Source organism: Vibrio sp. V09_P4A23P171 (assembly GCF_963875615.1).
Taxonomy (GTDB): Bacteria; Pseudomonadota; Gammaproteobacteria; order Enterobacterales; family Vibrionaceae; genus Vibrio; species Vibrio anguillarum.
In genome coordinates this window covers 1-26,789 of record NZ_CAWNMR010000028.1, presented here as the reverse complement: position 1 = coordinate 26,789, position 26,789 = coordinate 1, and the positions used below count along the sequence as shown (strand labels likewise).

Genomic DNA, 26,789 nt, shown 5'->3' with positions numbered 1-26,789 from the left:
CGGCCTAGGCTATTTAGAAAATGGCAACATGAGCAAAGCGCGTGAGAACCTAGAAAAAGCCACACAACATGCGCCGACTTACTATCGCTCGCAACTTGCGATGGCTCACTATTACGAAACTGTCGGTGAAACAGAGGCCGCACGTAAAACCTATCAAACCGCGCTTCGCGCCCATCCCAAAAATGGCAATATTCTCAATAACTACGGCACATTTTTGTGCAAGCAGGGCGAATATCAAAAAGCCGATGAATATTTTAACCGCGCCATTGCTCAACCCTATTATTACCTTGTCCCAGCAAGCTATGAGAACGCAGCCTTTTGCGCGTTAAAATCTGGCGATAAAGAACAAGCGCGCTACTATTTTGCAAAAACATTAGACCATGACCCTAATCGAGCTCGTTCATTGCTGCAATTAGCTAAATTGGAAATTGACGCTCAACAATACACGCAAGCTCGCATCCGCTTGATGCAATTTAATCAGCGCTACGGTAACCAAAAAACATCGCTTCAATTATTGGTAGAGTTAGAGAAAAAGGCAGGAAATAAAGCGTTAGAGAAAAAATATCAAGCGGCGCTCGATACCTTTTCCTAACATCGTATTACTAGGGCAAGGGTTATTTGATATTGGTGGGTCTACCGTCTTTGCCACCATTACGGTCACGATAGTGGATACGGCGAAGACGTCTGACTTTCTGAGCGCGCTGAATTTTTTGATATTCGCGATAGATAATACGAATAAAAAACCCAAGCCCAATCATCGCAAGCAAGGCAAACAGATAAGCGAAGGGCTGGCAGATCCAGTCAGGTTGGCAAGGTAAATAAAGGTCAAAGTCCATACCTTACTCCTTCTATTGCTATCTCAACTCACTGACCAATATAGTCAATCAACGAAGTCAGCCTAGCACTTTGCCGCTAACCATTGTTTGCGTTGACTGTCATTTTGGAAACTCCATGCGATGAATCGACTCACTTTTTGCCCTTGTTGCATTTCAACAACCTTCACCACTGCAGCACCCACTTTATCTAACTGTTTTTGCATCCAACGTACATTCTCTTTTTTAGAGATCAATGTGGTGAACCACAGCACTTGCTGAGCGTAGTGTTGACTTTCAAAGGCCATGTTTTTAATAAAGGCAGCTTCACCACCGGGGCACCATAACTCAGCTTTTTGTCCACCAAAGTTGAGCGTAACCACCTTACTTCTGTTAGCGTCTTGCCCCGCAATTTCTTGACCTTTTTTGACTCGATTACGCTGTAAATTTTTCAACTTACGTTCGCTGCCTTGCTGCGCCTCTACTTGTGACGCGTGGAAAGGCGGGTTGCACGTGGTGAGATCGTAACGCTCATTTTCTTGAATAATCTGCTTAAAAATGTGTTTTGCATCACTCTGCAAACGGCATTCAATACGCCCATTGAGTGAAGCATTGCCATTAACCACCAGATTGGCGGATTTAATAGAGATAGGATCAATATCGCTACCAACATAGCGCCAGCCGTACTCTGCCACGCCCACTATCGGATAAATACAGTTCGCTCCGATCCCAATATCAAGTGCTTGAACCTTTTCATGCTTGATTGCTGAGCACTCATCTAGCAGCAGATCGGCCACGCGATGAATATAATCAGCTCGACCGGGGATCGGCGGGCACAAATACCCAGCGGGAATATCCCAATGGGTCACATGATAATGATGTGCCAATAACGCTTTGTTGAGCATTTTCACCGCCATCGCATCGGAGAAATTGATGCTCGGTTCACCACTCGGGTTGCGAATAACAAAGGGCTTCAAAGCAGGCAGTGTATTAATCAGCGCGGGGAAATCGTATTGTCCTTGATGCTGATTACGAGGATGTAACCCCTGCTTTGCTTTTAACGCAGGTTTTTTATGGCTCGCTTCTGGTTGGCTTTTCTGCGGCTTCGCTTTGGCTGACATTACTGCTCCTCTTTTAAATCGAGATACATCATAAACAATCGTGCATCAAACTCGAGCTGATGATAATTCGGTTCCATATGGCAACACAGTTGATAGAAGGCCTTGTTATGCTCTTTCTCTTTGATGTGAGCCAGCTCATGTACCACTAGCATGCGCAACAGCGGCTCCGGTGCTTCTTTAAACATGCTCGCTATGCGGATCTCATTTCTAGATTTGATTTTCCCACCATGCACTTTGGCAACATAACTGTGCAACCCTAGTGCGTTATTAATAATGTGGATTTTATTGTCGTACACCACTTTACTGATCGGCGCCGTTTTCTTCATGTATTGATTTTTGAGATCAATCGCGTAGTTAAACAACGCTTTTTCACTTTGAATCGAATGGCGCTGTGGGTAGCGTTGCTCAAACCAGCTAACGAATTTACCGGCCGTGATCAACTGTTCAACTTGTGAAACGAGATGAGACGGATAGTTTTGTATGTAACGAAAAGATGGATGCATAGCCCAGCAACTGACTCATAAAAAAGGCGCTAAGTGTAACTGAATCAAGCCTGCGTTTCATCTTTCCAATCACAAGGAGCAAGGCTTCGTATCCGAGAGAGTTGAAACTCAGCGCCTCGGTGGGTAAACTTGCCGCCCTTTATGTTCGGTTAATGAGTGAATTGGATGAAACGTATTGTGCTCTACGTCAAAGATAAATGCCCGCACTGTAAAGATGCTCAGCGCTATCTTGACGCCAAACAGATCCCCTACCGCTTATGTAACGCAAAAATGCAACGCGGCCGGAAGGAACTAGATGCGATCGGCGCGCGCAGTGTACCGGCTTTAAAAATTGGTGATCGAATTATGATTGGCTGGAACCCAAACAACTTTGAAAAAATCTATCAAAGTTAATCGAACGATACACATAGCCCCTTTCACACGTACTGTTTCACAAATTCAATAAAAGTACGGTCGGCATTAGACAAATAGCCCTCTTTGCGCCATGCGAGGGCTAAATCTAACCAGACTGGCGGTTCAAAAGGGATCGCTCGTACATCCGGTTCATGCTCCGTTACAAGCTCTAATAACGCAGTCACTGCGTACTCATGTTTGACAATACTTAAAATCATTGGCAACAGATTGGTTTCAAAAGAGAAATGTGCGCTGAGCTTATGCTCTTTACACACTTTATCAATGAAGTCGCGGTGGAAATAACCGGGCTTAAACATTACCAATTCATGCTCAAAAAAGGTCTTAAAATCTATCGATTCTCGTTGTGCTAACTCATGTTCTTTCCCCACTACCGCCACCATTTGCGATGATAAGAGGGGATCAACTTCTAAATCCGGAGGAAGATCATGATTGAGGATCACGCCAATATCTAGCTCACCACTGAGCAACATTTTTCTAATCGACTGAGTTCCCGCTTCTATCACCGTCATTTTTAGCAAGGGAAAGTGACTTTTAAAAGCCATTACAATTTCTGGAAAGAAATAGGATCCCATCATGCTCGGCGCGCCGAGCCTCACTTCGCCTTTGACGAGCCCTTTAAGCTCATCCATCGCCAATTGTGCATCTTCAAGTTGCTGCAAAATACGAGTGGCGTGTTCATATAACACTTGCCCTTCATGGGTCAGCGTCACTTTTCGCTCATCTCTTTTTAGCAAAACAACCCCTAATTGCTGCTCAAATTTTTTAATCGAAATACTAAGCGCTGGCTGCGCAATGTGCAGTTGCTGGGCTGCTAAAGTAAAGCTGCCGCACTGAACCACAGCCGAAAAATGTTTTAGATGGCGAGTATCCATAGCTTTATGGTTCCACAGAATCAAACGAAGCGAGATTCGTCCAACGAGGTTGAGATATATTTTATATATCACGACGATATTTTTAATATATTTTATTAATCACCAAGCCACTGCTACTGTGATCACAGATACATAACGTAAGTGAAGCGTAATCATGATCGAAATTGGCAGTAAAGAATACCGAAAAGTCACTTGGGGACTTGCGCTCGGCTCGTTCTTAGTCTTTTGTAATCTCTATCTTTTTCAGCCAATGTTGCCCTACCTTGCTACGCATTTTGCGGTTTCAGAAACCCAAATTAACTGGTTATTTGCCGCATCAACCCTCGCACTCTCCGTCAGTTTAGTCCCTTGGGCAATCAGCTCTGAATCCTTTGGCCGCCGCAAAGTGATGTTATTAGGGCTATTCATGATGCCATTAATCGGCAGCTTAATGTTGATCAGCCAACAGCTATGGGTGCTGGTTTTAACACGTGCACTAATGGGCGTCGCATTGGCCGCCTTTGCTTCGGTTGCCGTGGCTTACATGGCTGAGGAGCTTTCGCCTCAAGCATTTAGCCAAGCGATTGGCGGTTATATTGCTGCGAATTCATTAGGTGGCATTAGCGGCCGAATTTTAGGCGGTATATTGACCGATGCCTTTGGCTGGCAACAAGCCGTGATTGTGATTGCCATACTCACTTTCGTATGCGCCATCATTGTGCTGTGGTTACTACCCATTCAACGCAATTTCACGCCGCAACGAGGCTTGTTCTTTCACCACAACCGTGCGCTAGTAAAACATCTTTCTAACCGCACACTGTGGCTTGCGATGCTGATTGGTGGTACTAACTTCGCGCTGTTTGTTAATCTCTACTCAGTGATGGGCTTTCGGCTTGTCGCCGAACCCTACTCGCTACCGATTGGCTTAGCATCATTGATCTTCCTATGTTATTTGGCGGGAACACTCAGCTCGAAACTGACCGCTAACTGGACAAAACGCTACAATGCCATTTCGGGCATGATGTTGGGAGCCTTGCTCAGTTTATCGGGGATGTGGCTAGCTTTGGTTGAATCGATCCCGTTTATGCTGATCGGTTTAATGTTGATCAGTTTCGGCGCGTTTTTTACCCATACGCTCGCCTATTCATGGGTGAGCCAAAAGGCCAGCAGCGCAAAAGCAACCGCGACCGCTCTGTATTTGGTTCATTACTATGTGGGTGGCAGCCTTGGCGGGTTTTTCTTACTCTATTGCTGGCAAAATGGCGGTTGGGCGGTGGTGGTTTCGGGTGGAATGGTGTTGTATGTGGCGATGTTTTTTCTCTGTTGGAAATTGCGCCATGATGACCGCGCCCTTGCGCACCGCAAACCGCTGCATGAATTGATCAAGTAGTGTTATCCACTCACTTTATCAAAAGACTCATGTTATGCTTGCGCCAAATTGACTATTTTAATAAGCACTATGAGCGTAACGATAAATAAAACCGCCATCACAACTGAAGTCGAACAGTGGCTTAACGATGTGGTGATTGGCTTAAATCTCTGCCCTTTCGCCGCAAAACCACAACGTAACCAGCAGATCAAAATTTTCGTCAGTGAAGCCGATACTGAAGAACAATTGCTGCAAGACATTTTGCAACAATTGCTAGAGTTAGAAGGCAGCTCGGCACAGTCTCTTGAGACCACCTTAGTGGTGGTGCCAAACATGCTCGAAGATTTTTTTGAGTACAACTTTTTTATCGATTGGGTCGAAGCATTAATTACGCAACAAGATTGGCAAGGCATCTTCCAAGTCGCTACCTTTCACCCTCACTACTGTTTTGGCGGCACACGCCCCGAAGATGACGAAAACCTAACTAACCGTTCGCCGTACCCGATTTTCCATCTTATTCGCGAAGAGAGCATGGAAAAAGTACTCAAGCACTACCCTAACCCAGAAGCGATTCCCGATACCAATATCGCTCGTGTTAGTGCTCTAAGTGACCAAGAACGCCGCCAACTGTTTCCTTATTTGTTTCTCAATAAGTAACCCTGCTCTTTAACCAAACTGATGGCATGGGTCGCAGCTTTGCCATCAGTTTGTTACTATCCATTTTCTTACTATCAGTTTATTACTATCAATTTGTTACTACGCGTCACAATCCCTGTTAACCAAACCAATGGACCGAGATAATGCATTTATCCAAGCTTACTCAAGAGATTTACGATCATCTTTACCGCGATATTACCGAGTTTCGTAGCACCTTTGATCTCCCCGTTGCTGATGCCAGCAGCTTAAACGATAAAGCTGACACGTTGCATACTTCGCTCGCGATTGAAGAGTTGACTGAACTTGCTGAAGCTGACAATAAAACGGAACAAGCGGATGCGATCATCGATACTGTGTATGTTTTGATGGGTCGTTTAGTCCACCTTGGACATAGCCAAGTGAGTGACAACTTAGCGATCAGCTATTTGATTGATCTTCTGCTCAATGTTGCCGTGAATCGTGGCATCGAATTTATTCCATGCTGGGATGAAGTACACAGCTCGAACATGAGTAAAGTATGTCGCAATGAAAAAGAGTATGCCGATACCCAAGCCTACTATGCTGAACAAGGTATTGAGCTGATGGCCGTACAAAAAGGCGACTACATTATTGCTAAATGCGCACAAGATTTTGTCTCTGAAGGCAAAACGATTCGCCAAGGTAAAGTGCTCAAATCAGTCTATTACCGTCCTGCTGACCTTGCTTCATTGACGCAATAACCTTGCAAAGACTCAGATAAAAAAAACCACCTTGTGGGAGCAAGGTGGTTAAGAGACTTATAAAAAGCCTAACAAGAACGAGAATGTATCGGTTCTATTAATGCGATTGGCGTGCCAACTTTTGCATAAAATCTAACCATTTGTTTTTAATAGACTTACTATTTTTATCATTCTATCTTCAGCACATTGATGCGCTAAAAGTGTGCTGACTGCACGACAGTTGTGCTTTTAATCAAAGATAAGGTAAGGCTTTCCTTCAACAACAACCTGCTTCACCTGAGTCTGAAACGCTGCACTTAACGCTTGGCTCTCTAATACTTGTTCAACCGAGCCGGAACTTTGCAATACGCCATCTTGCAGTAACAGAGCGCGATCGGCATGGCGCAATGTTCGATTGAGATCGTGATTGGCCATTACTACCGCAATCCCTTGCTGTGCAACCTCTTCAATCAAACGATAAAGCAACCCTTCTTGAGCAATATCAAGAGGCGCCGCAGGTTCATCTAATATCAATAACTGCGCATAAGGGTTTAAGGTTGGCCAAATTTGCAAGCAAATACCGGCCAAGCGGACACGTTGCCATTCGCCGCCTGACAGTTGGTGAATGGATCGATGCAATTTGTCTTGAATATTCAATCGTTGAGTGAGATGAACCACGGCTTGATTAACAACCTGAGAATGTAAATCGGCGCAACTGGGGATCGCTAAGGCAAGATATTGATAAACATCGACATTAAAAACAGGCTTGTCGTTTTGCGACAGATAAGCTCGGTGCAGTGACAGCGCCTCTAACGATGCGCTTGAAAGCTGAAGATCACCAATGTAGACCTCACCTTGGCTCTCTGTCACACCAGCTAACGCCGACAGTAAAGTGCTTTTTCCGCTGCCATTAGGCCCAATGACATGCAGCACCTCTCCCGCTTGGCAGGTAAAAGAGAGTGGCAATAAACGTGATGAAACCTGCAGGCTATTAACGTGAATCATGGTTTTTCAACAACATCCAAATAAAAATCGGCGCACCAATGGTGGTAGTGACGACACCAAGTGGAAGCTCAGCAGCATTAAGCGCCGTTCTGGCAACGGTATCCGCGCAGACCAGTAAAAGTGCGCCGAACAGAGCCGACATAGGTAAAAGGTAGCGGTTTTCAGAACCAAACGCCAAACGCAATAAATGCGGAACAACCAACCCAACAAAACTGATCACACCGCCCAATGCCACCGCAGCTCCTACTAGCAGCGACACGGAAAAAATCAATTTCCAACGTAGTCGATGCACATCCACACCTAACTGCTTTGCATGAGTTTCGCCCAACATCAGTTTGTCTAACGTTTTTCCTTGCAGAGCAAGCCAGATGATCACAGGAAGCGCAGCTAATGAAAGCGTATGTTGATACCAGCTTGCACCACCAATACTGCCCATCAACCAGTAAACCAGTTGCCTTAAACTGAGATCATTACTGAAATAAAACGCCCATGTCACCACAGCACCAGATAAAATACCCAGCGCCACACCGACCAGCAGTAAGCGGGTTGTACTTAAACGCATCGCTTTAGCCATGCTGACCAGTAAAAGAGTAAACACCATCGCACCGGCTACGGCACAAAGCATGAAAATTTCAGGTGAGGCCAAAGCAGGGAAGAAAAACAGCACCACTACCATCGCCACACTGGCGCCACCAGAAATACCAAGCACGCCCGGCTCTGCCAAAACATTCCCTAATAGCACTTGCAGCGCCGCGCCTGATACGGCTAGTGAAGCACCAATGATGACGGCAGAGAGCAGACGAGGAGCACGAAGTTCAGTCACTAACTGCCATTCCAGTGGTGACCAAGTGTGAAATGGGCTGATAAAGAGTTCACCCACCATCAAATAAAACGCACTCATCGTAATCAACAATGCCAGCATAGCGTAGAGGGCGTAATGCCAGCGACGCTGTTTTTTTAAGAGTAACTGATTGAACGTCATGCGCTTATATGTAAGTAAGAGAAACAATAATGGCCTAACCTTACCGTTAAGCCATTTAAATAGAAAGTGATATACCAAAGCAATCGCCTGTTAACCTTGTCAACAGGTCAAAAGATTAACAAGCCAAAAGTACCATCGGTTAATCGTATACCAATTGATCGTCTTCATAGCGTGTTGCCACTTTGCACACCATTAACGCGGCGCGCTGGCCTAATGCCACTTTTCGGTTAGGAAATACGATCGCTTCATCTTCATTTTTCGCCATGAGTGGCTTTTCACCATCATGACCAAATACCTCACCATGTTTAAACGCGGTGAAGTTTTCGACGTTATCATCAAACATGAAATCAAAATCGTCATGCAAACGGACGATGGTACGGCTGACACGATAAATGGTTGGCTTTCTTGGCAAGTGTTCAGGTGTCGCATTGGCTACCAAATCGCGCATGGCTAAGTCAAACGCGACTAATCGCTCTAGGTTGTTTTGACCAAGAGGTGCGACTTGCCCCAGCTCAAGCGTTAAAGCTTGCGCGGCAAAATTCTCTGCACTGTACCAACTGAAGGTACTCGAGGGTGAATTTGAAAGCAGCACCGCTTCAATATGCGCACTTTCAATCAATGCCATCAGCGCGCGGCTGCGGACAGGATGGCGGGATTTAGGGCTGATGGCAAACGAATAATGTTTGGAGTGACGAATCGCACAGTGCAAATCAAGATGCCACCGGTTTTGCTCAGCGGTGTGTTCGAAAAAGTCTTTCACTGTCTGTTTGAGATGCTGTGCAATCTCTCTTTCTAGGGAGGTATTGCCCTTTTTATCATCAAATAAACGGTTCAAATTTTCTTGCACGAAACGGGTATGTTGATTCGTCGCCTGAGGATGAGCCACAATAAATAAGCAGCGGTGTTGGACCGCTTGAAAACCTGACTGAATATCATCCACCAGCTTATTTACTAATTCCATTGGCGCAGTTTCGTCACCATGAATACCGCAAGAAATAATGATGTGCTTACTCTCATCGTTGAGATGAGTGGGAATCACTTCGAGCACTCCACGCGAGAGCACTTTAAGCGTAATACCAGCTGCCGTTTTGATTTCGCCAGTGACCATTTCTTGGTCTAAATCCAAACTATCAAATAGGAAAGATTGGCGGAAAAGGGACTTCGTCATGCGTTACTCCTTTATTGCACAGCGGTATGTTAATGAATTGTAGAAGCAATTTATGTTGAGGCGATCCCACTTATCAAGATGGATAAGGGTAAACTTAACTCATCAACGATCGTCTCAATACCTTATACAAAAATACGCTTAACCAGAGGCTCGGCGTTAATTGCCGGGAATTCTACCATTAAATCTGATAGTTACTCCATACTCTACTGCATGCTCACCCGGTGCTAAATTTGAATTCCGATGCTCTTCACACTCACATTCTTAGTGTTATCTTTTCCTATTTGGATATGAGTTAATGATTGATAGTCGATATTAAACACACTATACCAATGGCGGTTTTGCCAGTCAGTGCCTAGAACATTGGCAAGTATCATTCTGATTGTTCCACCATGAGCGATAATTAAAGTGTCTTGCTTGATCTCTTTAATCTGAGCCTCCCAAGCACGAGTTACACGCTGATGAAAATCGGCCAAGTTTTCTGCATTCGGTAGTTGATGTTGGGCCGGATTGGTCCACAAAGTTTCCACTACTGGCCACATCGATTGCAGTTCATCAAAGGCCACGCCATCGACGTCACCAAAATCCATCTCTTGGAAATCAGGCTCAATTTGGTAATCCAATTTCGGCTGCTGTAAAACCAGTTGCTGCGCTAAATCATGGCAACGGCGTAGCGGCGAAGTAATGATGTTTGAGAAGGAGTAAGGGGATCTCAGCAAAGTGTGAGCGATCTGCTCTTGCCGATGCGCTTCAACGAGCACATCTGTTTTACCATTGAGCGCAGACCGACCGACGGTTTTACCGTGGCGCATCAAATAGAGATTGATCATTGTGAGCCTTTTAAAGCGATGTCTTTTAAAACAATCGGTAAGCCCGCCGCAATAAAGCTCACTCGGGTTGCTAACTTGGCTAGCGCTTGGTTAAGCCAGCCCGCGTTATCGACAAATAAGCGCGAAACCTCCCCCATCGGGATCACGCCAAGGCCCACTTCGTTAGCGACGATAACCAAAGTGGCGGGCGTTTGCTCAACGGCAAAACAGAGTTGCTCGACTCGCTTTTTTATCTCCGCTTCGTGAGCTTGCTGGCCATGGTTATAGATAACGTTATTCAGCCACAGCGTTAAGCAGTCCACCAATACCACATCATGTGCTGAAAAAGTGGCAATTAACTCAGGTAGTTGTTCAGGGCATTCGTGCTCTTGCCATTCCGACGTTCTTTGCTGCTGATGGTGAGCAATCCTTGCCTGCATTTCATCATCAAACGCAATTGCGGTGGCAACATAGTTAAGCTGAGCCTGCGGCAGCCGCATTAGCAGGGCTTGGTGTTCTTGCTTTGCGGCCTGTTCAGCGAAACAAGACTTACCGCTACGCGCGCCACCCAAAATCAAATGCACCATTATTCAATCATTCCCATGCTCAAATAACCCAACCCAGCGAATACAATAAGCAGCAGATAGATCAGCAGTTCCATAATCTGTTGTGCAGCGCCAAGGCAATCACCCGTGAAGCCACCAATACGCGCCATCAACCAAGCTTTGAAGAAAATACGAAAAACTACAGCAACCAATACCAAACTTAAGCTTACCTGCCAACCAAACCATAACGCAGGCGCTAAGCCGCACAGCAGTAGAAAAATGAGCTCTGGAAGGGTTTGTTTATTGGCTAGCGGCTTACTTTTGCTGCTATCGAGATCGCTTACATACGGCATGTCGAAAATCAACGATGCCGCTATCGCACGGCTAAAACTGTAGCCTAGTACCCACACCATTAATACGTTGCCATAACCAAGTAGCGCCTCTAAAAAGAGAAACTTACACAGTAGCGCCATCACTAAACTGGCCGCACCATAAGTGCCAATGCGGCTATCTTTCATGATGCTCAAACGGCGCTCAGCCGTCATTCCTCCGCCAATGCCGTCCGCCATATCAGTTAAGCCATCTTCATGAAACGCCCCTGTTAATAGCAAACTGGCCACCATCGTCAGTGCGATGCTTACCTCGTTTGGTAAAATCAGGATCAGCACACTGTAGATGGCACCGCAGATCGCGCCGAGTAATAGACCAACCAAGGAAAAATAGCGCCCAGATCGGTTCATTCGTTCACTGCAATAGGGCGTATTGTTAGGAATAGGAAGGCGCGAGAAAAAACTCAACGCCAACCAGAACAGCTCTAATTGATAAGCGAAAACGCGCAGCATTACACTGTCACTCCTGCGTCGGCAAAACTGGCCATGGTGTTGTAAAACTCGGCGGCCGCTTTGACCAAAGGTACGGCTAATACCGCACCCGTTCCCTCACCCAATCTCAACCCTAAATTAAGCAGTGGTGTCGCGTTTAACTGTTCAAGTACGCGTTGGTGGCCCGATTCATGGGACTGATGAGCAAAAATCATCAACTCGCGGCAATCTGGCTCAATAAGTGTGGCCACATACGCGGCTACCGTGACGATAAATCCATCCACCAGAATCGGCGTTTGCTGCTGGTAAGCGCCTAAAAATGCTCCGACCATTTGCACAATTTCAAAGCCGCCTACTTCCGCAAGGACCGTTTCTGGATCCAAACCACGGCAACGTGTTACGCCTTGCTTCACCAGCTCTACTTTTTTCTGATATTGCTGTGTTGAAATGCCAGTGCCGTAACCAACGCACTGTTCAACAGAATGTTTAGAAAGCGCCGCTAATATCGCAGAAGCGCTACTGGTATTGCCAATGCCCATTTCACCAAACATCACTATATTGGACCCCGCACGGATCACCTGCTGCACGGCCTGATTGCCTAGCAGTAGCCCTTGCTTCACTTGCTCTACAGACATCGCAGCTTGGCGAGCAAAGTTCTCCGTTCGGCTACCTAAGCGCTGCACAAGAAAGTGCGGATTGTCGCTTTCTACAGGGAGTAAAATCCCGCAATCTATCACTTTCATCTCGACTTGATTGCTGCGACAAAAACAGTTGATGGCCGCACCACCCGCCAGAAAGTTAAGCACCATTTGCTGAGTCACCGCGCTTGGCGCAATGCTAATGCCTTCATCTGCAATGCCGTGATCGCCAGCAAAGACCAGTACTGTAGGCTTATGAATGGTGATCTGCTGAGTGGGCTGAGGCTGATTTTGACTTTGGATTAAGGCGAGCTGGTGTGCTAATGACTCAAGTTGGCCCAGCGCTCCCAACGGTTTGGTTTTTTGATCGATTCTTTGCTGTATTGCTTGGCTATGATCTTGTTTTAACATTGCTTCTGGGCTCTTCCATGAAAAGAGAAGAGTTTACTCGTATTCGCTAGTATCGGCTAGGTTTTGCCTATTTGAGCCTAAAAAAACACCCCCTGTTTTCTACAAAATCAGGAGGCGTTTTTAGGTTTATATGGGCGCTATTGTCAAACAGACACGCCCACAAAGGCTGGTTTTAACCCATGAAAGACATGATTACGACAAGCTAAACTTCCCGGTATTCACATCCGACCATGCGGCCATAATCGCTTGCTGAGGCTGAGAAGCTAATCCATCCATAAAGTTGCTTTCTCCCACCTTAGGCGCGAAGGAACTCATCGCTTGAATGAGGTTGTCTAACGCATTATCAGTCAAACAGGTATATTCCTGCTCACCTTGAGCGTCTTTTTCACCTAAACCGATAATAAGTTTGGCTCGATTATTTGCAAAATAATCATTGAAAGTCACACAACCTAACGCATCAAATAGCGTTTGATCGGAAGAGGTATCAGTATGGCGTGCCATAGAGATTTTCAGATCGTAACCACTACGCTCAAACCATAAACGGTTCCAATCAATACCGTTGAAGATGATGTTTTCACCTTGGCGAATATCTTCAACCACGTTATCGATCACCTCACCACTGACCACAAAACTGTCTACGCCAGCACCGCCTTTGAACGTATTTTGGTAACCCCCAAGCACCATGACATCGCTACCTTCACCACCGTTTAATGTGCTGAATTTTGAGATGGCGGCGGCAATTAAGTAATCCTCGCCCTCGCCAGCATTAATCGAAGCATGGTAACCCATCAGTTTGACTTCATCGTTTCCTTGGCCAGCATCAATTCGGTTGTGATTGCCAAAGACTCTCGCAAAGTCATTGCCTGCACCAAGATCAAGTTGGTTGTTATTACCGATGGTTACAGCAAAGTCTTGATCGTCTCCCATGTCCACACGGTTGAAGTTACCTGAAGTGACCGCATAGTCATTACCTGACCCCATGGTGATCTCACCACCTTCGCCAAAGACAAAGGATTGATCATCACCCGCGCCCATAAAGACGTGGTTAATGCGTCCGGCCACAACCGCCGTATCATTACCATCACCGCCGAACATCATGTTCTCGCGACCCATTAAAACGCCCATATCGTGGCCTTCACCGCCGGTGAAAATATTGGAGACTCCCGTTGCGTAGAACACATCGTCATCTCGGCCGCCCCAGAAGTTATTATTGTCGCCTAGATAAGCGCCGAGATCTTTACCGTCACCACCCCAGTTGAAGTTGTAATTGCCCAGAGAAACGTTCATATCGCCATCCCCTTGCAAATGCCCACTGTTACGAAGGAAATCAAACGTTTTATCCTTCATATTGAGCAAATCGGCGGTGAGATTCTGCTTCAGATTACTGACCAATGATGCCATCTCTGCCTGCTTATCTTTGCTAAACATGGTGGCAAATAAATTGGGCAAATTGAGCGCATTAAAACCAAATGCGCGCTCTGGTTTGGTTTCTTCAACAGTGGCTGATACGTTTTCCGTTGCCGCAGGCGCGCCATTGAGAGTCACTTGCGCTGTATCGTTTTCCTCTGGTGCTTTCTCTTTCAGTCCATGACTTTCAGCAAAGGATTGAAGACCATCAGCCCCCATATCGATTCCCGCTTTGAGGCTATCTAGCAATTTTTCTGGGTCAGTAAATGCGCTGAGCTGCTCACCACCAAACTCGCCTATCACTTCTAGCATCTCTTTTAAAATGGCAACGCCATCTACCGCTTCATCAGTACGAGAGACTATTTTGCCATCAGCGGTGTAATTGACACCGAAGATATCACCTAAAGTCGTCTCTGCACCGACCTCAGCAAATTTACCCAGCAGCTTATTCTTAAGCTGACGAGGCAAGTCTTGCGGATTATAGGTAAAGGTCGTTTGAGCCATTCCCGTTGCTGAGAATTGTTGGGTTAACACGCCAAACAATGAACCGAGATTGGTATCCAAAATCGCTTGGATGTTGTCTCCGAACATAAAGTTCCAGTTGCCCGTGGTGACCTGAATATCGGCTCCTTGGCCACCGACCGCGAAGTTAAAGGCCAACTTCTCGTTCATTTGACGGAACTTATCCGCGCGGCTCATCTTGCCAGTATCATTATTACTATTGCCACTTAGCCACTGGTTGTACTTTTTATTCAACGTTGCTTCAGCGTCAGACTTCAAGCCGCGGCTGCTGCGCTCATTCTGAGAGTCCAAATCAACCAAACTGGTGTAGTCAACACTGCTGGTTTGATCGAGACCGGACATCTCTTTAACAAATTTTTTCGCACCAGAGAGTGTCCACTGCTGTTCTTGAGCCGCTAACCAATCGGCACCCTTTCCTGATTGTGCGATGCTTTGTAATACTCCTGAAATACGTGATGCACCATCAAATGGATTGACCAGTGGCGGTGTCGGGATCGACTTATCCATCATCACGATAAGGTCATTACTGCGACCCATATTGAAACTTACGTTGCGGTTACCCATAAACATTTGAGCACCTTCAAGCGCCTGATAACCAGCGATGTCGACACTATGTTTGCTGCCACCATTACCAATATGAACCATGACATTGTTGTCACCAAAGGCCAGCGACTTAAAGCCTCCCGTACCCACTTTAATACCAACATTTGACGTACCCCAGTTAACTGCGGTGAACTCACCATCACCGACGTTGACCTGAATATTGCCCGAGTAGCTGAGCTTATTGTCACTGCCCGCCGATGCCGTAGTATCCGTTTCCGTTTTACGCTTTTCAGGTGCTTCAAACACCTCACTATTGTCGCCAATGGCACCACGTGCTGGCTCATTAACCTCACTCGCACCAACACGAGAAAGATGGATATCCCCTTCCGCCACACCGTTACGAATGATCTCGTCACGTGCGGTAACTTCGCCTTGCGTATTCCAAGTCAGTGAGACTTTATTGTTTGCAGCCTTTTTTACCCAATTTCCATTGGCATCTTGAGTATGTTTGCGCCCTGTTGTGTCTACCGCTACATCAGAGTTGCGAACCGACACATCCACGCGAAGACCATTGGCATCCATGGCATTGATAAATTGATGGCCAAAGCCTTTCTGCTTGTCATCACTCACTAAAGAGCAACCGACAATACTGATATGGTCAGGCTTGTTGCTGATATTTTCCGCTTGGCCGAATGCCTGCTGGAACTTCGCCAATTTCACTGCAAGTTCATCGGCACTGTAGCCACTTAAGCGAGTGTTGTTGTGTTCTGAATCATCACGCCCATGGCCAACCAATTGCCAGCGCAGCTTTCCATCCAGTTTAGACGGATCGCCGTACACCACGCGATAATTCCCCTCAGAATCGAGCTGAACGACCACACTGTTTTCAGGATGCTTGCCAGCTAGATTTGCCGCCGCTTTTGCAACTACTGAATCGTTTTCCATTTGAACAATCACTTGGCCGTCAAAGCGCGTTTCACCGCCGTCATCTTTAGGCACAACCGCTATCTGACTCCAATCGTCGACGTTTTGATTGTCTAAAGCCATCACTGATGACGTTGATACAGTGCTATCGACTTGATGATCACCGAGTCTATCCAGTTGAACTTCTTTTTCAAAATCAACAACTTTTGCTTTCAATTTATGAGCGAGTTCATCTCTCACATCTAAGAACTCATGAGACAATTTACGTTTTGGTGTAAAGAGTTGGTCATCAAGGCCAGCATTCCACTTATCATTGAGTGATGCTCGGTAACTGACATTAATCGCTACCTGCTGGAAATTAGAAAACTCCTGCGGATCACGAATCACCACCGCACCTTGCTCATTCACATTGAAATACGTTTGGATAGAGCCCTTTCCTTCGCCTAAACCATCTTCCATAAAGAAGCTTTTAGGTACAAAGAAAGTCGCAGGGAAATTGTCCGCCATTACCGCATAAGGGTTTGCGTCGTCTGCACCATGATGCACCATCTCTAGGCCATCGGTTCTGCCCAAGCTGGTATTGATCACATCTTTCAGCGTTTTTAAGCGATCGCTCACAACACCAAGGCTCGCCCCATCCTTCTTGTTATAAAGCTCTTCACTGCTGTATAGCTCTTGATACTTAGGCGTTAAGTCTTCGTAAGTAACAGACTCTTTCCACTGTTCCCAAGTTAATGGTTGCTTGACCTTATCTTGCGGCCCTAGCTCTGCGTAGGAATACATCACCGTCAACAAATCATAGTCTGCTGTCATCGGCTGTTTAGATACAGGATCACCAATCACTTTGAACGGCGCTAGCTCACCATCTTTCATGTAATGAACCTGCCACAGATCTTTGCTCTCAACAGTCACTTTATTCAGGAAGAAAGTGACTGTTTGATCACCATTGGTTGCCGTTGTTTTGTACATACCGCTTTCTGCATCAAACTCAAGAGCTGTCAGTGACTGATATTTAGACACCAACTCATCTATTCGAACCTGATTCAGATACAAATCGGCACTTACCGCATTACCAGACTCAATGGATTGTTCAGCATAGTCGTTAAATTTATCGAGATCTCTTCTTGCAGATGCTTTGGCAAATGACTGATCTACAGGAATAAAACCAGACATTGGCCCCCAATCAGAACTTTTCGCCTTAACGAATAAGCCTTTACTGCTATAGAGCTTAGAATCAATCAGTGACTTCGACTTCTCATCAACTGGTCGAACACCGATAATGACATTTTCACGCTCAGCAACCTCCGCCAATATTTTCTGATCAATATCAGGCATACCAAGCTCGATGGTTTCTGGTTGCACGATTGGCTCGAGAACTAAATCTCGGGATTGATAATTCTTATGGGATGAGTCTGTATTTGTCCCCAGCTCTGTATCAGAAGCTACTGCTTTATCCACAGACGAATCTTCGGTCGCATGAATATCTTTCACTTCGCCCGCTTCCTCTACCGCTGCTTGCTCTGCATTGAACAGACCGGAGACAATTTGATCCGCGTACTGACCCATCAAGCGGTTGCTCGCTTCGTGGCCATAGAAGGTTTGTTCACCCGTGACGTTGTAGCCAGCAATCGCGAGTTTAGCTCGTAGCTTCTCGCCTTCTTCGCCTAAGCCTTCGTTGTCCGTTAGCAGCAGAATCGGCGTCTCTTTTGGCAAGCCTTTTAGGTTCTTCTCCACTGAGAACTGGCCGTTAACCGCTTTCGCGATAGCCCCCACAATGCCCGCTGGATTCGCCACTTCATGAGCGGTGATCGCTTTGGTCATACTTGGCATAGGACGATCAAGCAATAAGCCAGAAACCGTTTGACCATTTTGCACAGCATAACGTGCTAAATCTGCAGCAATCGGACCACCCATTGAGTAGCCATGAATGATGATGTTGCTCGGGTCAATGCCCTTGTCATTCACTAGGTAGTTGAACATGGTACGAGCATCTTGGTACAAGCCTTTTTCGCTTGGTCCGCCGTCGCTTTCACCATAGCCACGCAGGTTGACTGCGAGCATGTCGATACCTTGTTTCTGGTAGTGGTTGCGAATCGCGCTCGCTTGCTCTTCAGCTGAAGAGCCAGAACCATGTAGGAACAACACGACTTTGCTGCTTGTCGCGCTTGTTTCACCTTCGCTTGAGGCAGTTCCCTGATGGTAATATCCCGTTAAACGGCCTGCTTCTCCTTGCAGGGTGATTTTCTGCGATTCACCTTTTTCCACCGCATGATCAAGTAGGGTTTGTGTGATTTCGCCAATCTTACGGCGAGCTTCTTTATCGCCATACAACTCGTTATTGAGGAATCGAGTCAATGGGCTCAGAGATTCTTTATCGCGCGGTGGCGTACCATCATTTTCGATGGCGACGGTTTCTTTTTGTTTATCACTATCTAGATTCTGCCTCCCACCTAAGGCGTGTAATTCCTCTTTATCATTGGAAGCTGTTTGCGTTGACGTGGTTGTCTCATGGTTTTCAATATAAGGCGCAGTCACTTTCGCCCATTGCTCGGCATGCTGCGTCATCAACCATTCTGCTTTATGATTTGCAGAAGCACTGGATTTAGAGTTTTTAACTGGAGGCTGGTCTTTGCTTGCCCGATACTCCTGATACCAGGCATCGAAATCATCACTATCGCTCACCAGAGCATTCACTTCAGTAATGATGGCTTTGCGGCTAGCAGAGTCAAAATGATCGAGTGCCTTAACATCAACTTTTGCGGTGGACTCTGTTTTAGGCACAAATTTACTTAAAACACTCGGCACACTGCGAAACTCAAACAAAATCGCGGGTTCAGGCTGCTGCGAACTTCCTGTCGTTGCATTGTTGATTCCATGCCCCGCCACTTCTCCTCCATACTGGAAGTATTCAAACACGTTCTTAGCAAGGCTTTCTGAATGTGAACCTTTCAGCTTCTCAATAATTTGTTGTCGCACGTATCGTGAGTCGTCTGCGCTCAGAAGCTCCAGCATTTTTACTGGCTTAGTTCTCGGCAAAATCTCCCAAGCATTTTTCACTTTCGGATCGGTTAACCCTTGAGCATTCGGCGAGAAGCCTTCAGATGCAGGATCCCAATCATTAATATAGATACCGTACTCTTTCGCCAGATTTGCTGTTTTTGAATACACCGATGTTAGATAGGCATACACATTTTGCGCTGCCACTGGATCATCTAATTTAGCTTCGTTCGCATTTACTAAAAATTCATCTCTCAGTCCTGACTGATACCAAGGCGCAGATTCTAGAAGTCTCACTTCCAATGACGAGCTTGAACCAAATTCTTTCGCACTGATGGCCATCGTGGCTTGTTGTCCACTAGGGGTCATTCCTATTGTCTGCCCTTGAGCTTCAATAGAAGTACCGTTACCCGCCGCGATGAAATGCTTCGAATTCGATATAACCAGCGTAAAACGCCCATCATCACTAACCAAACTAGGTAAGCTATGGTGATTCGACTGATTGATATGGCCTGTAAATTCTTTCGCTAGCCATAACATTGCCTCTTTGCGACTTTCAATCGCAACCATATCACTGGTTTCACTAGGATATGTAACCAATTCAATGGTATGAGTCTGCCAGTTGTTCACCCCTTTGATATCAGTGATACCAAAGGGGTTACTGTAACCACCTTGATTCATGTCTTTGGTCAACATAAACAATGGGTTACCTTGTGAATCATGCACATATCCAAACGTCTGTGCTGAGTTCTTAGGTAAAACAACAACTAGGCCAGATAGCTCATTTTCTATACCAATGGATGTCGATGCAAAATGGCTTTTAAACCCAGGAACGCTTTTAGAACCAAGTAGGCCAGTCGGTTGACTTCTCTTAACAGCGCTCAACCCTTCTAGGTTCACCCCTGAAATGTGAATCTCTTTTCGGCTCACATCCTGAGAGGCCGTTGTTGGCACAACAATGCTGTCGGCGTTTGTCTCAGTGAACATCGAAGTGACAGAACTACCCGTATTTTTCGCTCGAATTCCTGCGTTAATTTGCAGGCGGTTGACTGCATTGGTCGCACCTTCTAAGGCTTCTAGCTCTTGCTCGCTCAAGCCTTCGCTAAAGCGACCATCAGCGTTTGTTTGACTGTCAGCGTTGATATGGCGGCCCGCAGCACCAGCGGCTTCGACGCTATGTGCTTGACCCACAAGGCCGCTGCCCGCAACACCTTGACGATCAGGGCGATCGCTTTCGTTTTGCTTAGCCCCTTTCGCATCATTCTGCACTTGGTTGGCTTTATGTTCCGCGTTCATCGCATCGCGATCACCACGCGATTGCGCGTCGTTTGCTGCGCTGTGTGCGTCAGATTCGGCTTGTTTCGCGTCATTGCCTTTTGCCAAAGCATCAGCTTTACGTTTTTCAGCATCAGTTTTAGCATCAGCAATGCCTTGCTCTGCACCCGCCAGGTTTTGCTCACCTTTTGCGACGCCTGCTTCCGATTGTGCAACCGAATCTTTGACTTTATTTTGATTGTCCGCGTGCGTCTGTTTCGCGGCAGCAATCTGCTCACCAGAAACCTGTTTTGCGTTGTCCAATTGGGTTTGAACACCATCAAGCAAGCCACCGGCAAAATCGTTGCGCCATTGGTCGCCCGACTCACCCGTATGCGTGGCTTTGTCATCGAGCACATCGAGACCTTGTGCCAGTTCGGTCAACTCAGCCGTCACGGCTTCCGACTCTTCTTTCACTGCATCGCGTTGAGCTTGACCATTATTTTCCAGAGCTTGTTGGTCGGTAGATTCCAGTTGGCTTTGCGAACCTGCGACAGCATCGAGCTGTTTCTGCTTTTCTTGTTCTAGACGCTGGCGATCCGCTTCTGCGCGCTCTTTGTCTGATAGGGCATTCTGCGACGCTTGATTTTGCGTTGCATGCTCACTCACCGCATTAGTTTGCTGTAGCGTTTCTAATTTCGCAACTACGTTATCTAAGATATAGCCCAACCCATCATCGTGGCCTGTGCCTTTGAATTCGATACGGTTACTGCCAGCTTGAGCGGTCAGTTTTAAGGTTTTTTTCTGCCAAGCAGATTCATCACCAGACGATGAGAAAACCACTTCGCCGTTCCAGAGAACGTCAATGCCTTCGTTATTAGAAATGCCTGCACGTTTTGCAAAATCAAAGCTCAGCGTAATAACTTCGCCATGATTGAGATCATTCAGATCTTGAAAAATGGTCGTGTTGATGTAGGTGTCAAGCTCACTGACTCGGTTGCCGTGTCCTTCACTTGCAACGCCATAACCGTTGGCAGAAAAACCTGCTTCAATACCGTTAGAGGCCCTCCAACCGTACTCCCCCTGCTCAAAATCGCCATTAACAATGAGATTTGGCCCTTGAACTTGGTCCGAAGAGTCGTCAACGCTGAGCGCATTTTGCATTTGATTGAGATCAGGTGCGTCTACCTTGGTCACACTACCTGTTAGGCTGTCTCCCAAATCAGAGCCCACTTCTTCAATCGCCTCCATTTGGAAGCCATCCAGCTTGGTAATTTCAGGTGTCGCAATCGCACCACGGCCTTTATGCGTGCCGGATGATGATGCTTCATCGCCTTGCACTAAGTAGTTGATGGCTTGGCTACCACCTACACCAAGTACGGTTTGCTTGATGTTATCAAACAGGGCGGAGAGCTTGTTGCTACTGGTGTTGCTCGACGCGACCGCCAAACTGTAGAAATCACCATTACCGATTTTGATCGCCACGTTGTTTTGAGCGTAAGAAGCATTAACCCCTAGACCATCACCAACATGAATATTAGCGTTGGCTTTACCTTTCATGACCGCGACGTTCAAACCATCGCCGATTTTGGTATTGACGTTGTATTGGCCCCAAGCAACATTGACCGAAATACCGTCACCAACCACGGTGTTAATATTGGCATCACCATAAGCGGCGGTGACGTTTAGGCCATCTCCCACTCGAGTCGTTACGTTCGCTTTACCTTTCGCGGCGGTCACCTGCATACCATCACCGACTTTGGTGACGATGTTGCCCTTACTCCAAAGTGCGTTAAAGCTATCGCCATCACCCACTTGAGTCACGATGTTGGCTTCACCTTTGGCTAGCACAACATTTCGGCCATTACCCACTTTGGTGATAACGTTGGCTTTGCCCCAAGCACCGGTATAATCATCACCATCACCCACATGGGTAATGATATTGGCTTGACCTTGCACGACAGAGACTTCTTGACCATCGCCCACTTTGCTGATGACGTTGGCTTCGCCTTTGGCAAAATTATAGCGATCACCGTCGCCCACTTGGGTAAACACGTTTGCTTGACCCCAAGCCACGTTAACACCCAAACCATCACCGACTTTGGTAACGATGTTTGCCTTGCCCTTGGCAATACCAATGGTCGTGCCATCTCCGACATGGGTCATCACGTTGCCGATATCGGAAATCAACAACCCTACCGTGGTGCCTTCGCCCACTTTTGTGAGGATATTGCCTTTACCCGCCAATACAGCGGCGGTGGTTGCATCACCGACATGAGTCACGACGTTGGCTTTCGCCGCGGCCACAACACCCATGAAATCATCACCCACTTTGGTGACGATATTGGCTTCGCCCAGTGCTAACACGCCCGTTAGACCATCGCCGACATGCGTCATGATGTTGGCTTTACCGAACATCGCCGCCAGCGTTGTGCCGTTGCCGACTTTGGTCATCACGTTCACTTCGCCCGCAAATATTCCTAAGCTAGTTCCATCGCCGACATGCGTGTAGATGTTGGCTTTACCGACCATCAGCGCAGCGGTGAGATCATCGCCCACTTTGGTCATAATGTTGGCTTGGCCAATCATCGCCGCAAACGTGCTGCCGCTACCTACATGGGTAAAGATATTAGCGTTACCCACCATAGCCGCAAGTGTGGTTCCATTACCGACTTTAGTTGCTATGTTGCCTTTGGCTAACATAAGCGCCACCGACATGCCATCACCGATATGGGTGAAGACGTTAGCTTCGGCCACCATTAACGCGAGAGCATCACCGTTGCCCACTTTGGTAAAGACGTTACCAAGGCCGCCCATCAGTGCCCAAGCATTCCCTTCGCCCACATGGGTAAAGATATTGCCTGCCCCAATCATGACTGCAATGGATGTTCCATCGCCCACTTTAGTGAAGATGTTGCCTGCGGCGCCCATTACACCAAGGGTTTGGCCATCACCAACATGCGTTAGCACGTTGCCAACACCAAGCATAATGCCTGTCGTGTCGCCATTCCCGACTTTCGTTAGGATGTTCGCGCCGCCTACCATTACGCCAGTTGTGGTGCCATCACCCACATGGGTAAGTACGTTAGCGCCTCCGCCCATCACAGCAAGGGTGTTGCCTTTGCCTTTTTTGGTGAGAATATTTGCGCCGCCGAGTGCCACCACCGTGGTATTCGATAATTGATCATCATTGCTGATATGGGTAATCACGTTCGCACCACCCAGCATGCCCGCCGTGAGTTCACCATCACCCATTTTGGTCAGTACGTTTGCGCCACCAGCCAGTACCGAAGCCACATCGCCTTGACCGACTTGCGTCATGACATTGAAACCGCCAGCCGCTAGCCATAGTGCATCACCACTACCGATTTGCGTGTGCGTGTTATAGCCGCCCAGTAGAGTAACTCGACTATTGCCTTGGCCTTTCTGTACCGAGATGTTGCCGTAAGCCAATAAGTGAGCCAGATAGTCGCCGTTACCGACACGAACCAGCACGTTCAACGCACCACCCGCGTAAACATCCATCTTGCCTTGCTGACTTTGGTGCACTAATACGTTTGCCAAACCTGCGCCGCGGAAGGTGAGATCCCCTTCTTCGCCACTTTTGACAATCACGTTAGCCGCGCCTGCACCGTTAAATTCAGTGTTACCAAACTGAGAGCTATGCAGGATCACGTTGGCAAGACCGCCACCGTTAAAGTAAACATGACCGCGTGTTACGTTGGATTTAATAACGTTACCGCCACCGACACCATTGAAATGAATATCGCCAGAGCTTTCGCCGCTATCGCTTACGGGTTTGAATAAGGTTTGATCTGTGTATTCATCGATATCAGCCACGGTTTCGCTGGTACTTCTTACCGCGTTAACGCTGTAATACAAGTCGCTGAGCGAGTAACCCCCTTTGCCCATTGCGTGATATCCATACGCAGACGAAATATCTTGGTTAGCTAAATTGGCAGTGTGATCACCTTCTTTATACCAAGAGCGAGCTTGATATTTCAGCGCGCCGGTTTCGGCATCGTTCGCCAGTTCAACCACAACGATTTTCGTGTGTTGTCCCAGCATTTTAGCGTAAACATAAGTGTTGGGTTTGCGGTTTGATTTTACCGCTTTGACATCAACCTTAGTACCATCAGCAAAAATCGCGTGACCACCCATTTTTGCATCCGACAATGACACATCTTTCGCATCAATCACCGCACCATTGGCGTAAGTCACCCACTCATATTCAGTCAAGCTTTTCTCAACCGCATGAACAGTCACTGATTGCTGATGTTCAATGGCAATATTAGAAAGGGTGTAACCACCATTGACTGGATTGGACTCAAAGCCACCTGAAGAAGAAACATCGGAATGAGCAAGATCGGTTAAGTGATTACCCTGCTTGAACCACGCCTCTGAGTAGTACTTGAGTTTGCCGGATTCGGCATCGTTATAGAGACGGATTTTGTTGATTTTGGTGTAATGACCATCTGCAATAGCAAACAAATAGGTATTGGGCTCTCGCTCTGATTTTACGGCGTTAACCGCATGGAACTTGTTGCCGTTATCAATCGATAAACCGTGCATCTGTGCGGAAGTGAGAACGATCTCATCCGCTTTGGCATATTCCATACCTTGAGCATCAAAGTCGCCGCCACTACCTTTACGAGTAATGGTGTTATAAGCACCGCCGCCCGAGAAGTGAATATCACCATGTGCCACATCAGAGTAAAGGCTGTTGTAACCACCCACACCTTCGAAGCGAATATTACCGCGTGTTTCGGTATACACATCGTTCGCATTGTGCGTACGCTCAATTCGATTGGATGCCCCGGCACCCTCTAGGGTAACATCCCCAACCTTGCCTTTGCGAACCAAATGGTTATCCGCACCAGCTCCACTAAAGTGCAGGTTACCGCTTTCAACACGTGAGCTAATACTGTTAGCAACCCCCGCGCCGACAAAACGCACATCACCTTGAGATCCTTGATACTGGTTAAACCAAGTACGATCGATTTTATTGCCCGCACCTGCACCTTCGAAACTCAAGTTTCCATGATTGGTTTCATGCCAGATAGCGTTGTAGCCACCAGCACCTTGGAAAGAAACATGGCCTGATAACCCTTGGCGCTTAATGTGGTTGTAAGCCGCAGCACCTGCGTAGCTGATGTTGCCATGCTGGCCGTCATGACCAATGTCTACACCACCAGCAGCACCTGAAAATGAGAGATTACCGTCTCCGTTTTTCTTGATATCAGCATAACCCGCAGCGCCTCGAACGCTCAGGTTCCCCGTTGTATCCTCAACTTTTAGATAGCCGGCCCCCGCCGATACCGTATCGTTACCTGAACCGGTATATACCGTGGCTCCGATCGACCCCAGATGAATATGATCATCTCCGCCATAAGCATGAATTTCGCCGCCAAAACCGATGGCAACAATGTCGTTATTTCCATCGTCGGCGGAATAATTTCCGGTGAAGAAGTATTCGACACTTCTCCAAAATGGTTTTCCCATAGACTGTGGCTCTTATTATTATTTAAATAGAAAACCACTGTACCTTACGGATACAGCGGTCGTTTTGCGTGTCGATTTTGCCGCGGACAGTACACACTTTTTGCCCTTTCCACGGCAAAAAAACACGCTGTCGTAAGTCATTGACGATTTGACGTCCGTGACCAAAAGGAGCAAGCATTTCAGGAATGTAGATATGATCACCAGAGCGCCAGTCAGCGGCTTCGATTTCTCGTTCACCGGACAATAGCAACTCTCTCACTTGCTCAGACAAAAACGCCCAATTACAAAATGCAATTGGACGTCCTTGTTCATCTTCGTAATAGCAAAACTGATTTAACTCAAATGATGGCATAATCCGTTGCTGCCATTCACTGATAAGATACCGCTGATGCAGAGGAGAATATTGGCTGAGCAGAAGAATCCCACCCATCATTTTCTGCATCATTGCACGATCCAGTTTCGCCGCGTGATGTTGAATCAACATACGCTAAGCCACCTTTTATTTTTTCGTGCGTGTCACGCGTTTTTTAGCTGGCTCAATACCACTCTCGTTCTCTTGAGGTGCTTCACTCGGTGATGGTAGAAAACCTGCGGCAATTAATTTTTCTAACTCTTCGTTCATACGAGGATCTTCAAGCATATTCTTAACCATCGAAACCATATACATAAAACCAGAAGCAGGCATATGAATCACTTCTTTTAGCTCTAAGTCCGTATCACTTTCCGCCATAATACCGTTTGCCATGTTGGATTGATTCTGTCCAACAAAATAGAGAGAAAAAACACCTTTATTATAATTAACACTCGATACAGTTTGACCGAATTTCTCAGACATAAAT

The 26,789-nt window shown here is 46.8% G+C and carries 19 protein-coding genes; 5 read left to right on the top strand and 14 right to left on the bottom strand.

The window, feature by feature from the left end:
- Positions 1-592 (top strand): type IV pilus biogenesis/stability protein PilW (gene pilW, locus AACT23_RS10185; RefSeq protein WP_094128430.1); only part of this gene is annotated, 592 nt, incomplete at its 5' end.
- Between the two features lie 22 nt (positions 593-614).
- On the opposite strand, the gene AACT23_RS10180 is transcribed toward pilW, so the two are convergent.
- From AACT23_RS10180 to AACT23_RS10170, 3 genes are all read right to left on the bottom strand, one after another.
- Positions 615-836: a hypothetical protein gene (locus AACT23_RS10180; RefSeq protein WP_017042994.1), complete on the bottom strand. Its 222-nt coding sequence runs from the start codon at positions 834-836 to the stop codon at positions 615-617.
- A 62-nt stretch (positions 837-898) separates the two neighbouring features.
- Positions 899-1,933, bottom strand: coding sequence for a 23S rRNA (adenine(1618)-N(6))-methyltransferase RlmF (gene rlmF / locus AACT23_RS10175; protein ID WP_094128423.1), 1,035 nt, complete (start codon positions 1,931-1,933; stop codon positions 899-901).
- On the bottom strand, positions 1,933-2,436 hold the full coding sequence (locus tag AACT23_RS10170) for a M48 metallopeptidase family protein (RefSeq protein WP_094128420.1): 504 nt from the start codon (positions 2,434-2,436) through the stop codon (positions 1,933-1,935). The genes rlmF and AACT23_RS10170 overlap by 1 nt, the downstream gene beginning before the upstream one ends.
- A gap of 165 nt (positions 2,437-2,601) precedes the next feature.
- Between AACT23_RS10170 and AACT23_RS10165 the strand changes: the two genes are divergently transcribed.
- The gene (locus AACT23_RS10165; RefSeq protein WP_010318599.1) at positions 2,602-2,829 is read left to right on the top strand and encodes a glutaredoxin family protein; all 228 of its coding nucleotides are present in this window, start codon (positions 2,602-2,604) and stop codon (positions 2,827-2,829) included.
- A gap of 23 nt (positions 2,830-2,852) precedes the next feature.
- Here the strand turns inward: AACT23_RS10165 and AACT23_RS10160 are convergent, their stop codons facing one another.
- On the bottom strand, positions 2,853-3,722 hold the full coding sequence (locus AACT23_RS10160; RefSeq protein WP_026027359.1) for a LysR family transcriptional regulator: 870 nt from the start codon (positions 3,720-3,722) through the stop codon (positions 2,853-2,855).
- A gap of 154 nt (positions 3,723-3,876) precedes the next feature.
- On the opposite strand from AACT23_RS10160, the gene AACT23_RS10155 reads away from it, so the two are divergent.
- The 3 genes from AACT23_RS10155 to AACT23_RS10145 all read left to right on the top strand — a co-directional run bounded on the left by AACT23_RS10155 (position 3,877) and on the right by AACT23_RS10145 (position 6,446).
- Positions 3,877-5,091, top strand: coding sequence for an MFS transporter (locus tag AACT23_RS10155; protein ID WP_013856650.1), 1,215 nt, complete (start codon positions 3,877-3,879; stop codon positions 5,089-5,091).
- A 69-nt stretch (positions 5,092-5,160) separates the two neighbouring features.
- Entirely contained in the window at positions 5,161-5,727 is a 567-nt protein-coding gene (locus tag AACT23_RS10150; RefSeq protein ID WP_026027360.1) for a DUF1415 domain-containing protein, read from the top strand.
- Between the two features lie 143 nt (positions 5,728-5,870).
- Positions 5,871-6,446: a nucleoside triphosphate pyrophosphohydrolase family protein gene (locus AACT23_RS10145; RefSeq protein ID WP_010318603.1), complete on the top strand. Its 576-nt coding sequence runs from the start codon at positions 5,871-5,873 to the stop codon at positions 6,444-6,446.
- Positions 6,447-6,674: 228 nt separating this feature from the next.
- On the opposite strand, the gene btuD is transcribed toward AACT23_RS10145, so the two are convergent.
- From btuD to rtxH, 10 genes are all read right to left on the bottom strand, one after another.
- Positions 6,675-7,430, bottom strand: coding sequence for a vitamin B12 ABC transporter ATP-binding protein BtuD (gene btuD, locus AACT23_RS10140; protein WP_010318604.1), 756 nt, complete (start codon positions 7,428-7,430; stop codon positions 6,675-6,677).
- Positions 7,417-8,412, bottom strand: a complete 996-nt coding sequence (gene btuC, locus AACT23_RS10135; RefSeq protein ID WP_176428660.1) for a vitamin B12 ABC transporter permease BtuC — start codon at positions 8,410-8,412, stop codon at positions 7,417-7,419. The genes btuD and btuC overlap by 14 nt, the downstream gene beginning before the upstream one ends.
- Positions 8,413-8,551: 139 nt before the next feature.
- A complete protein-coding gene (locus AACT23_RS10130) occupies positions 8,552-9,580 on the bottom strand; it encodes a succinylglutamate desuccinylase (RefSeq protein ID WP_094128414.1) in 1,029 nt (342 codons plus the stop codon).
- Between the two features lie 224 nt (positions 9,581-9,804).
- The gene (locus AACT23_RS10125; protein WP_094128411.1) at positions 9,805-10,407 is read right to left on the bottom strand and encodes a histidine phosphatase family protein; all 603 of its coding nucleotides are present in this window, start codon (positions 10,405-10,407) and stop codon (positions 9,805-9,807) included.
- Positions 10,404-10,973: a bifunctional adenosylcobinamide kinase/adenosylcobinamide-phosphate guanylyltransferase gene (gene cobU / locus AACT23_RS10120; protein ID WP_017044834.1), complete on the bottom strand. Its 570-nt coding sequence runs from the start codon at positions 10,971-10,973 to the stop codon at positions 10,404-10,406. Before cobU ends, AACT23_RS10125 begins: the two co-directional genes overlap by 4 nt.
- The gene (locus tag AACT23_RS10115) at positions 10,973-11,773 is read right to left on the bottom strand and encodes an adenosylcobinamide-GDP ribazoletransferase (protein ID WP_017048661.1); all 801 of its coding nucleotides are present in this window, start codon (positions 11,771-11,773) and stop codon (positions 10,973-10,975) included. Before AACT23_RS10115 ends, cobU begins: the two co-directional genes overlap by 1 nt.
- The gene (gene cobT / locus AACT23_RS10110; RefSeq protein WP_017048662.1) at positions 11,773-12,801 is read right to left on the bottom strand and encodes a nicotinate-nucleotide--dimethylbenzimidazole phosphoribosyltransferase; all 1,029 of its coding nucleotides are present in this window, start codon (positions 12,799-12,801) and stop codon (positions 11,773-11,775) included. The genes AACT23_RS10115 and cobT overlap by 1 nt, the downstream gene beginning before the upstream one ends.
- Positions 12,802-12,993: 192 nt before the next feature.
- The gene (gene rtxA, locus AACT23_RS10105; protein ID WP_094128408.1) at positions 12,994-25,950 is read right to left on the bottom strand and encodes an MARTX multifunctional-autoprocessing repeats-in-toxin holotoxin RtxA; all 12,957 of its coding nucleotides are present in this window, start codon (positions 25,948-25,950) and stop codon (positions 12,994-12,996) included.
- Between the two features lie 22 nt (positions 25,951-25,972).
- Positions 25,973-26,434 (bottom strand): RTX toxin-activating lysine-acyltransferase RtxC, encoded by a 462-nt coding sequence (gene rtxC, locus AACT23_RS10100; protein WP_017044044.1) that lies wholly within the window; start codon positions 26,432-26,434, stop codon positions 25,973-25,975.
- A 15-nt stretch (positions 26,435-26,449) separates the two neighbouring features.
- Positions 26,450-26,785 (bottom strand): protein RtxH, encoded by a 336-nt coding sequence (gene rtxH, locus AACT23_RS10095; protein WP_094128427.1) that lies wholly within the window; start codon positions 26,783-26,785, stop codon positions 26,450-26,452.
- Positions 26,786-26,789 lie beyond the last annotated feature (4 nt).

What these genes read in the sequence shown, in the direction of transcription:
- AACT23_RS10155 (WP_013856650.1), top strand. Translation starts at nt 3,877, where the DNA reads ATGATCGAAATTGGCAGTAAAGAATACCGAAAAGTCACTTGGGGACTT.
- AACT23_RS10150 (WP_026027360.1), top strand. Translation starts at nt 5,161, where the DNA reads ATGAGCGTAACGATAAATAAAACCGCCATCACAACTGAAGTCGAACAG.
- AACT23_RS10125 (WP_094128411.1), bottom strand. Translation starts at nt 10,407, where the DNA reads ATGATCAATCTCTATTTGATGCGCCACGGTAAAACCGTCGGTCGGTCT.
- rlmF (WP_094128423.1), bottom strand. Translation starts at nt 1,933, where the DNA reads ATGTCAGCCAAAGCGAAGCCGCAGAAAAGCCAACCAGAAGCGAGCCAT.
- rtxA (WP_094128408.1), bottom strand. Translation starts at nt 25,950, where the DNA reads ATGGGAAAACCATTTTGGAGAAGTGTCGAATACTTCTTCACCGGAAAT.
- rtxC (WP_017044044.1), bottom strand. Translation starts at nt 26,434, where the DNA reads ATGTTGATTCAACATCACGCGGCGAAACTGGATCGTGCAATGATGCAG.
- AACT23_RS10160 (WP_026027359.1), bottom strand. Translation starts at nt 3,722, where the DNA reads ATGGATACTCGCCATCTAAAACATTTTTCGGCTGTGGTTCAGTGCGGC.
- btuD (WP_010318604.1), bottom strand. Translation starts at nt 7,430, where the DNA reads ATGATTCACGTTAATAGCCTGCAGGTTTCATCACGTTTATTGCCACTC.
- AACT23_RS10145 (WP_010318603.1), top strand. Translation starts at nt 5,871, where the DNA reads ATGCATTTATCCAAGCTTACTCAAGAGATTTACGATCATCTTTACCGC.
- rtxH (WP_094128427.1), bottom strand. Translation starts at nt 26,785, where the DNA reads ATGTCTGAGAAATTCGGTCAAACTGTATCGAGTGTTAATTATAATAAA.
- AACT23_RS10115 (WP_017048661.1), bottom strand. Translation starts at nt 11,773, where the DNA reads ATGCTGCGCGTTTTCGCTTATCAATTAGAGCTGTTCTGGTTGGCGTTG.
- btuC (WP_176428660.1), bottom strand. Translation starts at nt 8,412, where the DNA reads ATGACGTTCAATCAGTTACTCTTAAAAAAACAGCGTCGCTGGCATTAC.
- AACT23_RS10180 (WP_017042994.1), bottom strand. Translation starts at nt 836, where the DNA reads ATGGACTTTGACCTTTATTTACCTTGCCAACCTGACTGGATCTGCCAG.
- AACT23_RS10165 (WP_010318599.1), top strand. Translation starts at nt 2,602, where the DNA reads ATGAAACGTATTGTGCTCTACGTCAAAGATAAATGCCCGCACTGTAAA.
- cobT (WP_017048662.1), bottom strand. Translation starts at nt 12,801, where the DNA reads ATGTTAAAACAAGATCATAGCCAAGCAATACAGCAAAGAATCGATCAA.
- cobU (WP_017044834.1), bottom strand. Translation starts at nt 10,973, where the DNA reads ATGGTGCATTTGATTTTGGGTGGCGCGCGTAGCGGTAAGTCTTGTTTC.
- AACT23_RS10170 (WP_094128420.1), bottom strand. Translation starts at nt 2,436, where the DNA reads ATGCATCCATCTTTTCGTTACATACAAAACTATCCGTCTCATCTCGTT.
- AACT23_RS10130 (WP_094128414.1), bottom strand. Translation starts at nt 9,580, where the DNA reads ATGACGAAGTCCCTTTTCCGCCAATCTTTCCTATTTGATAGTTTGGAT.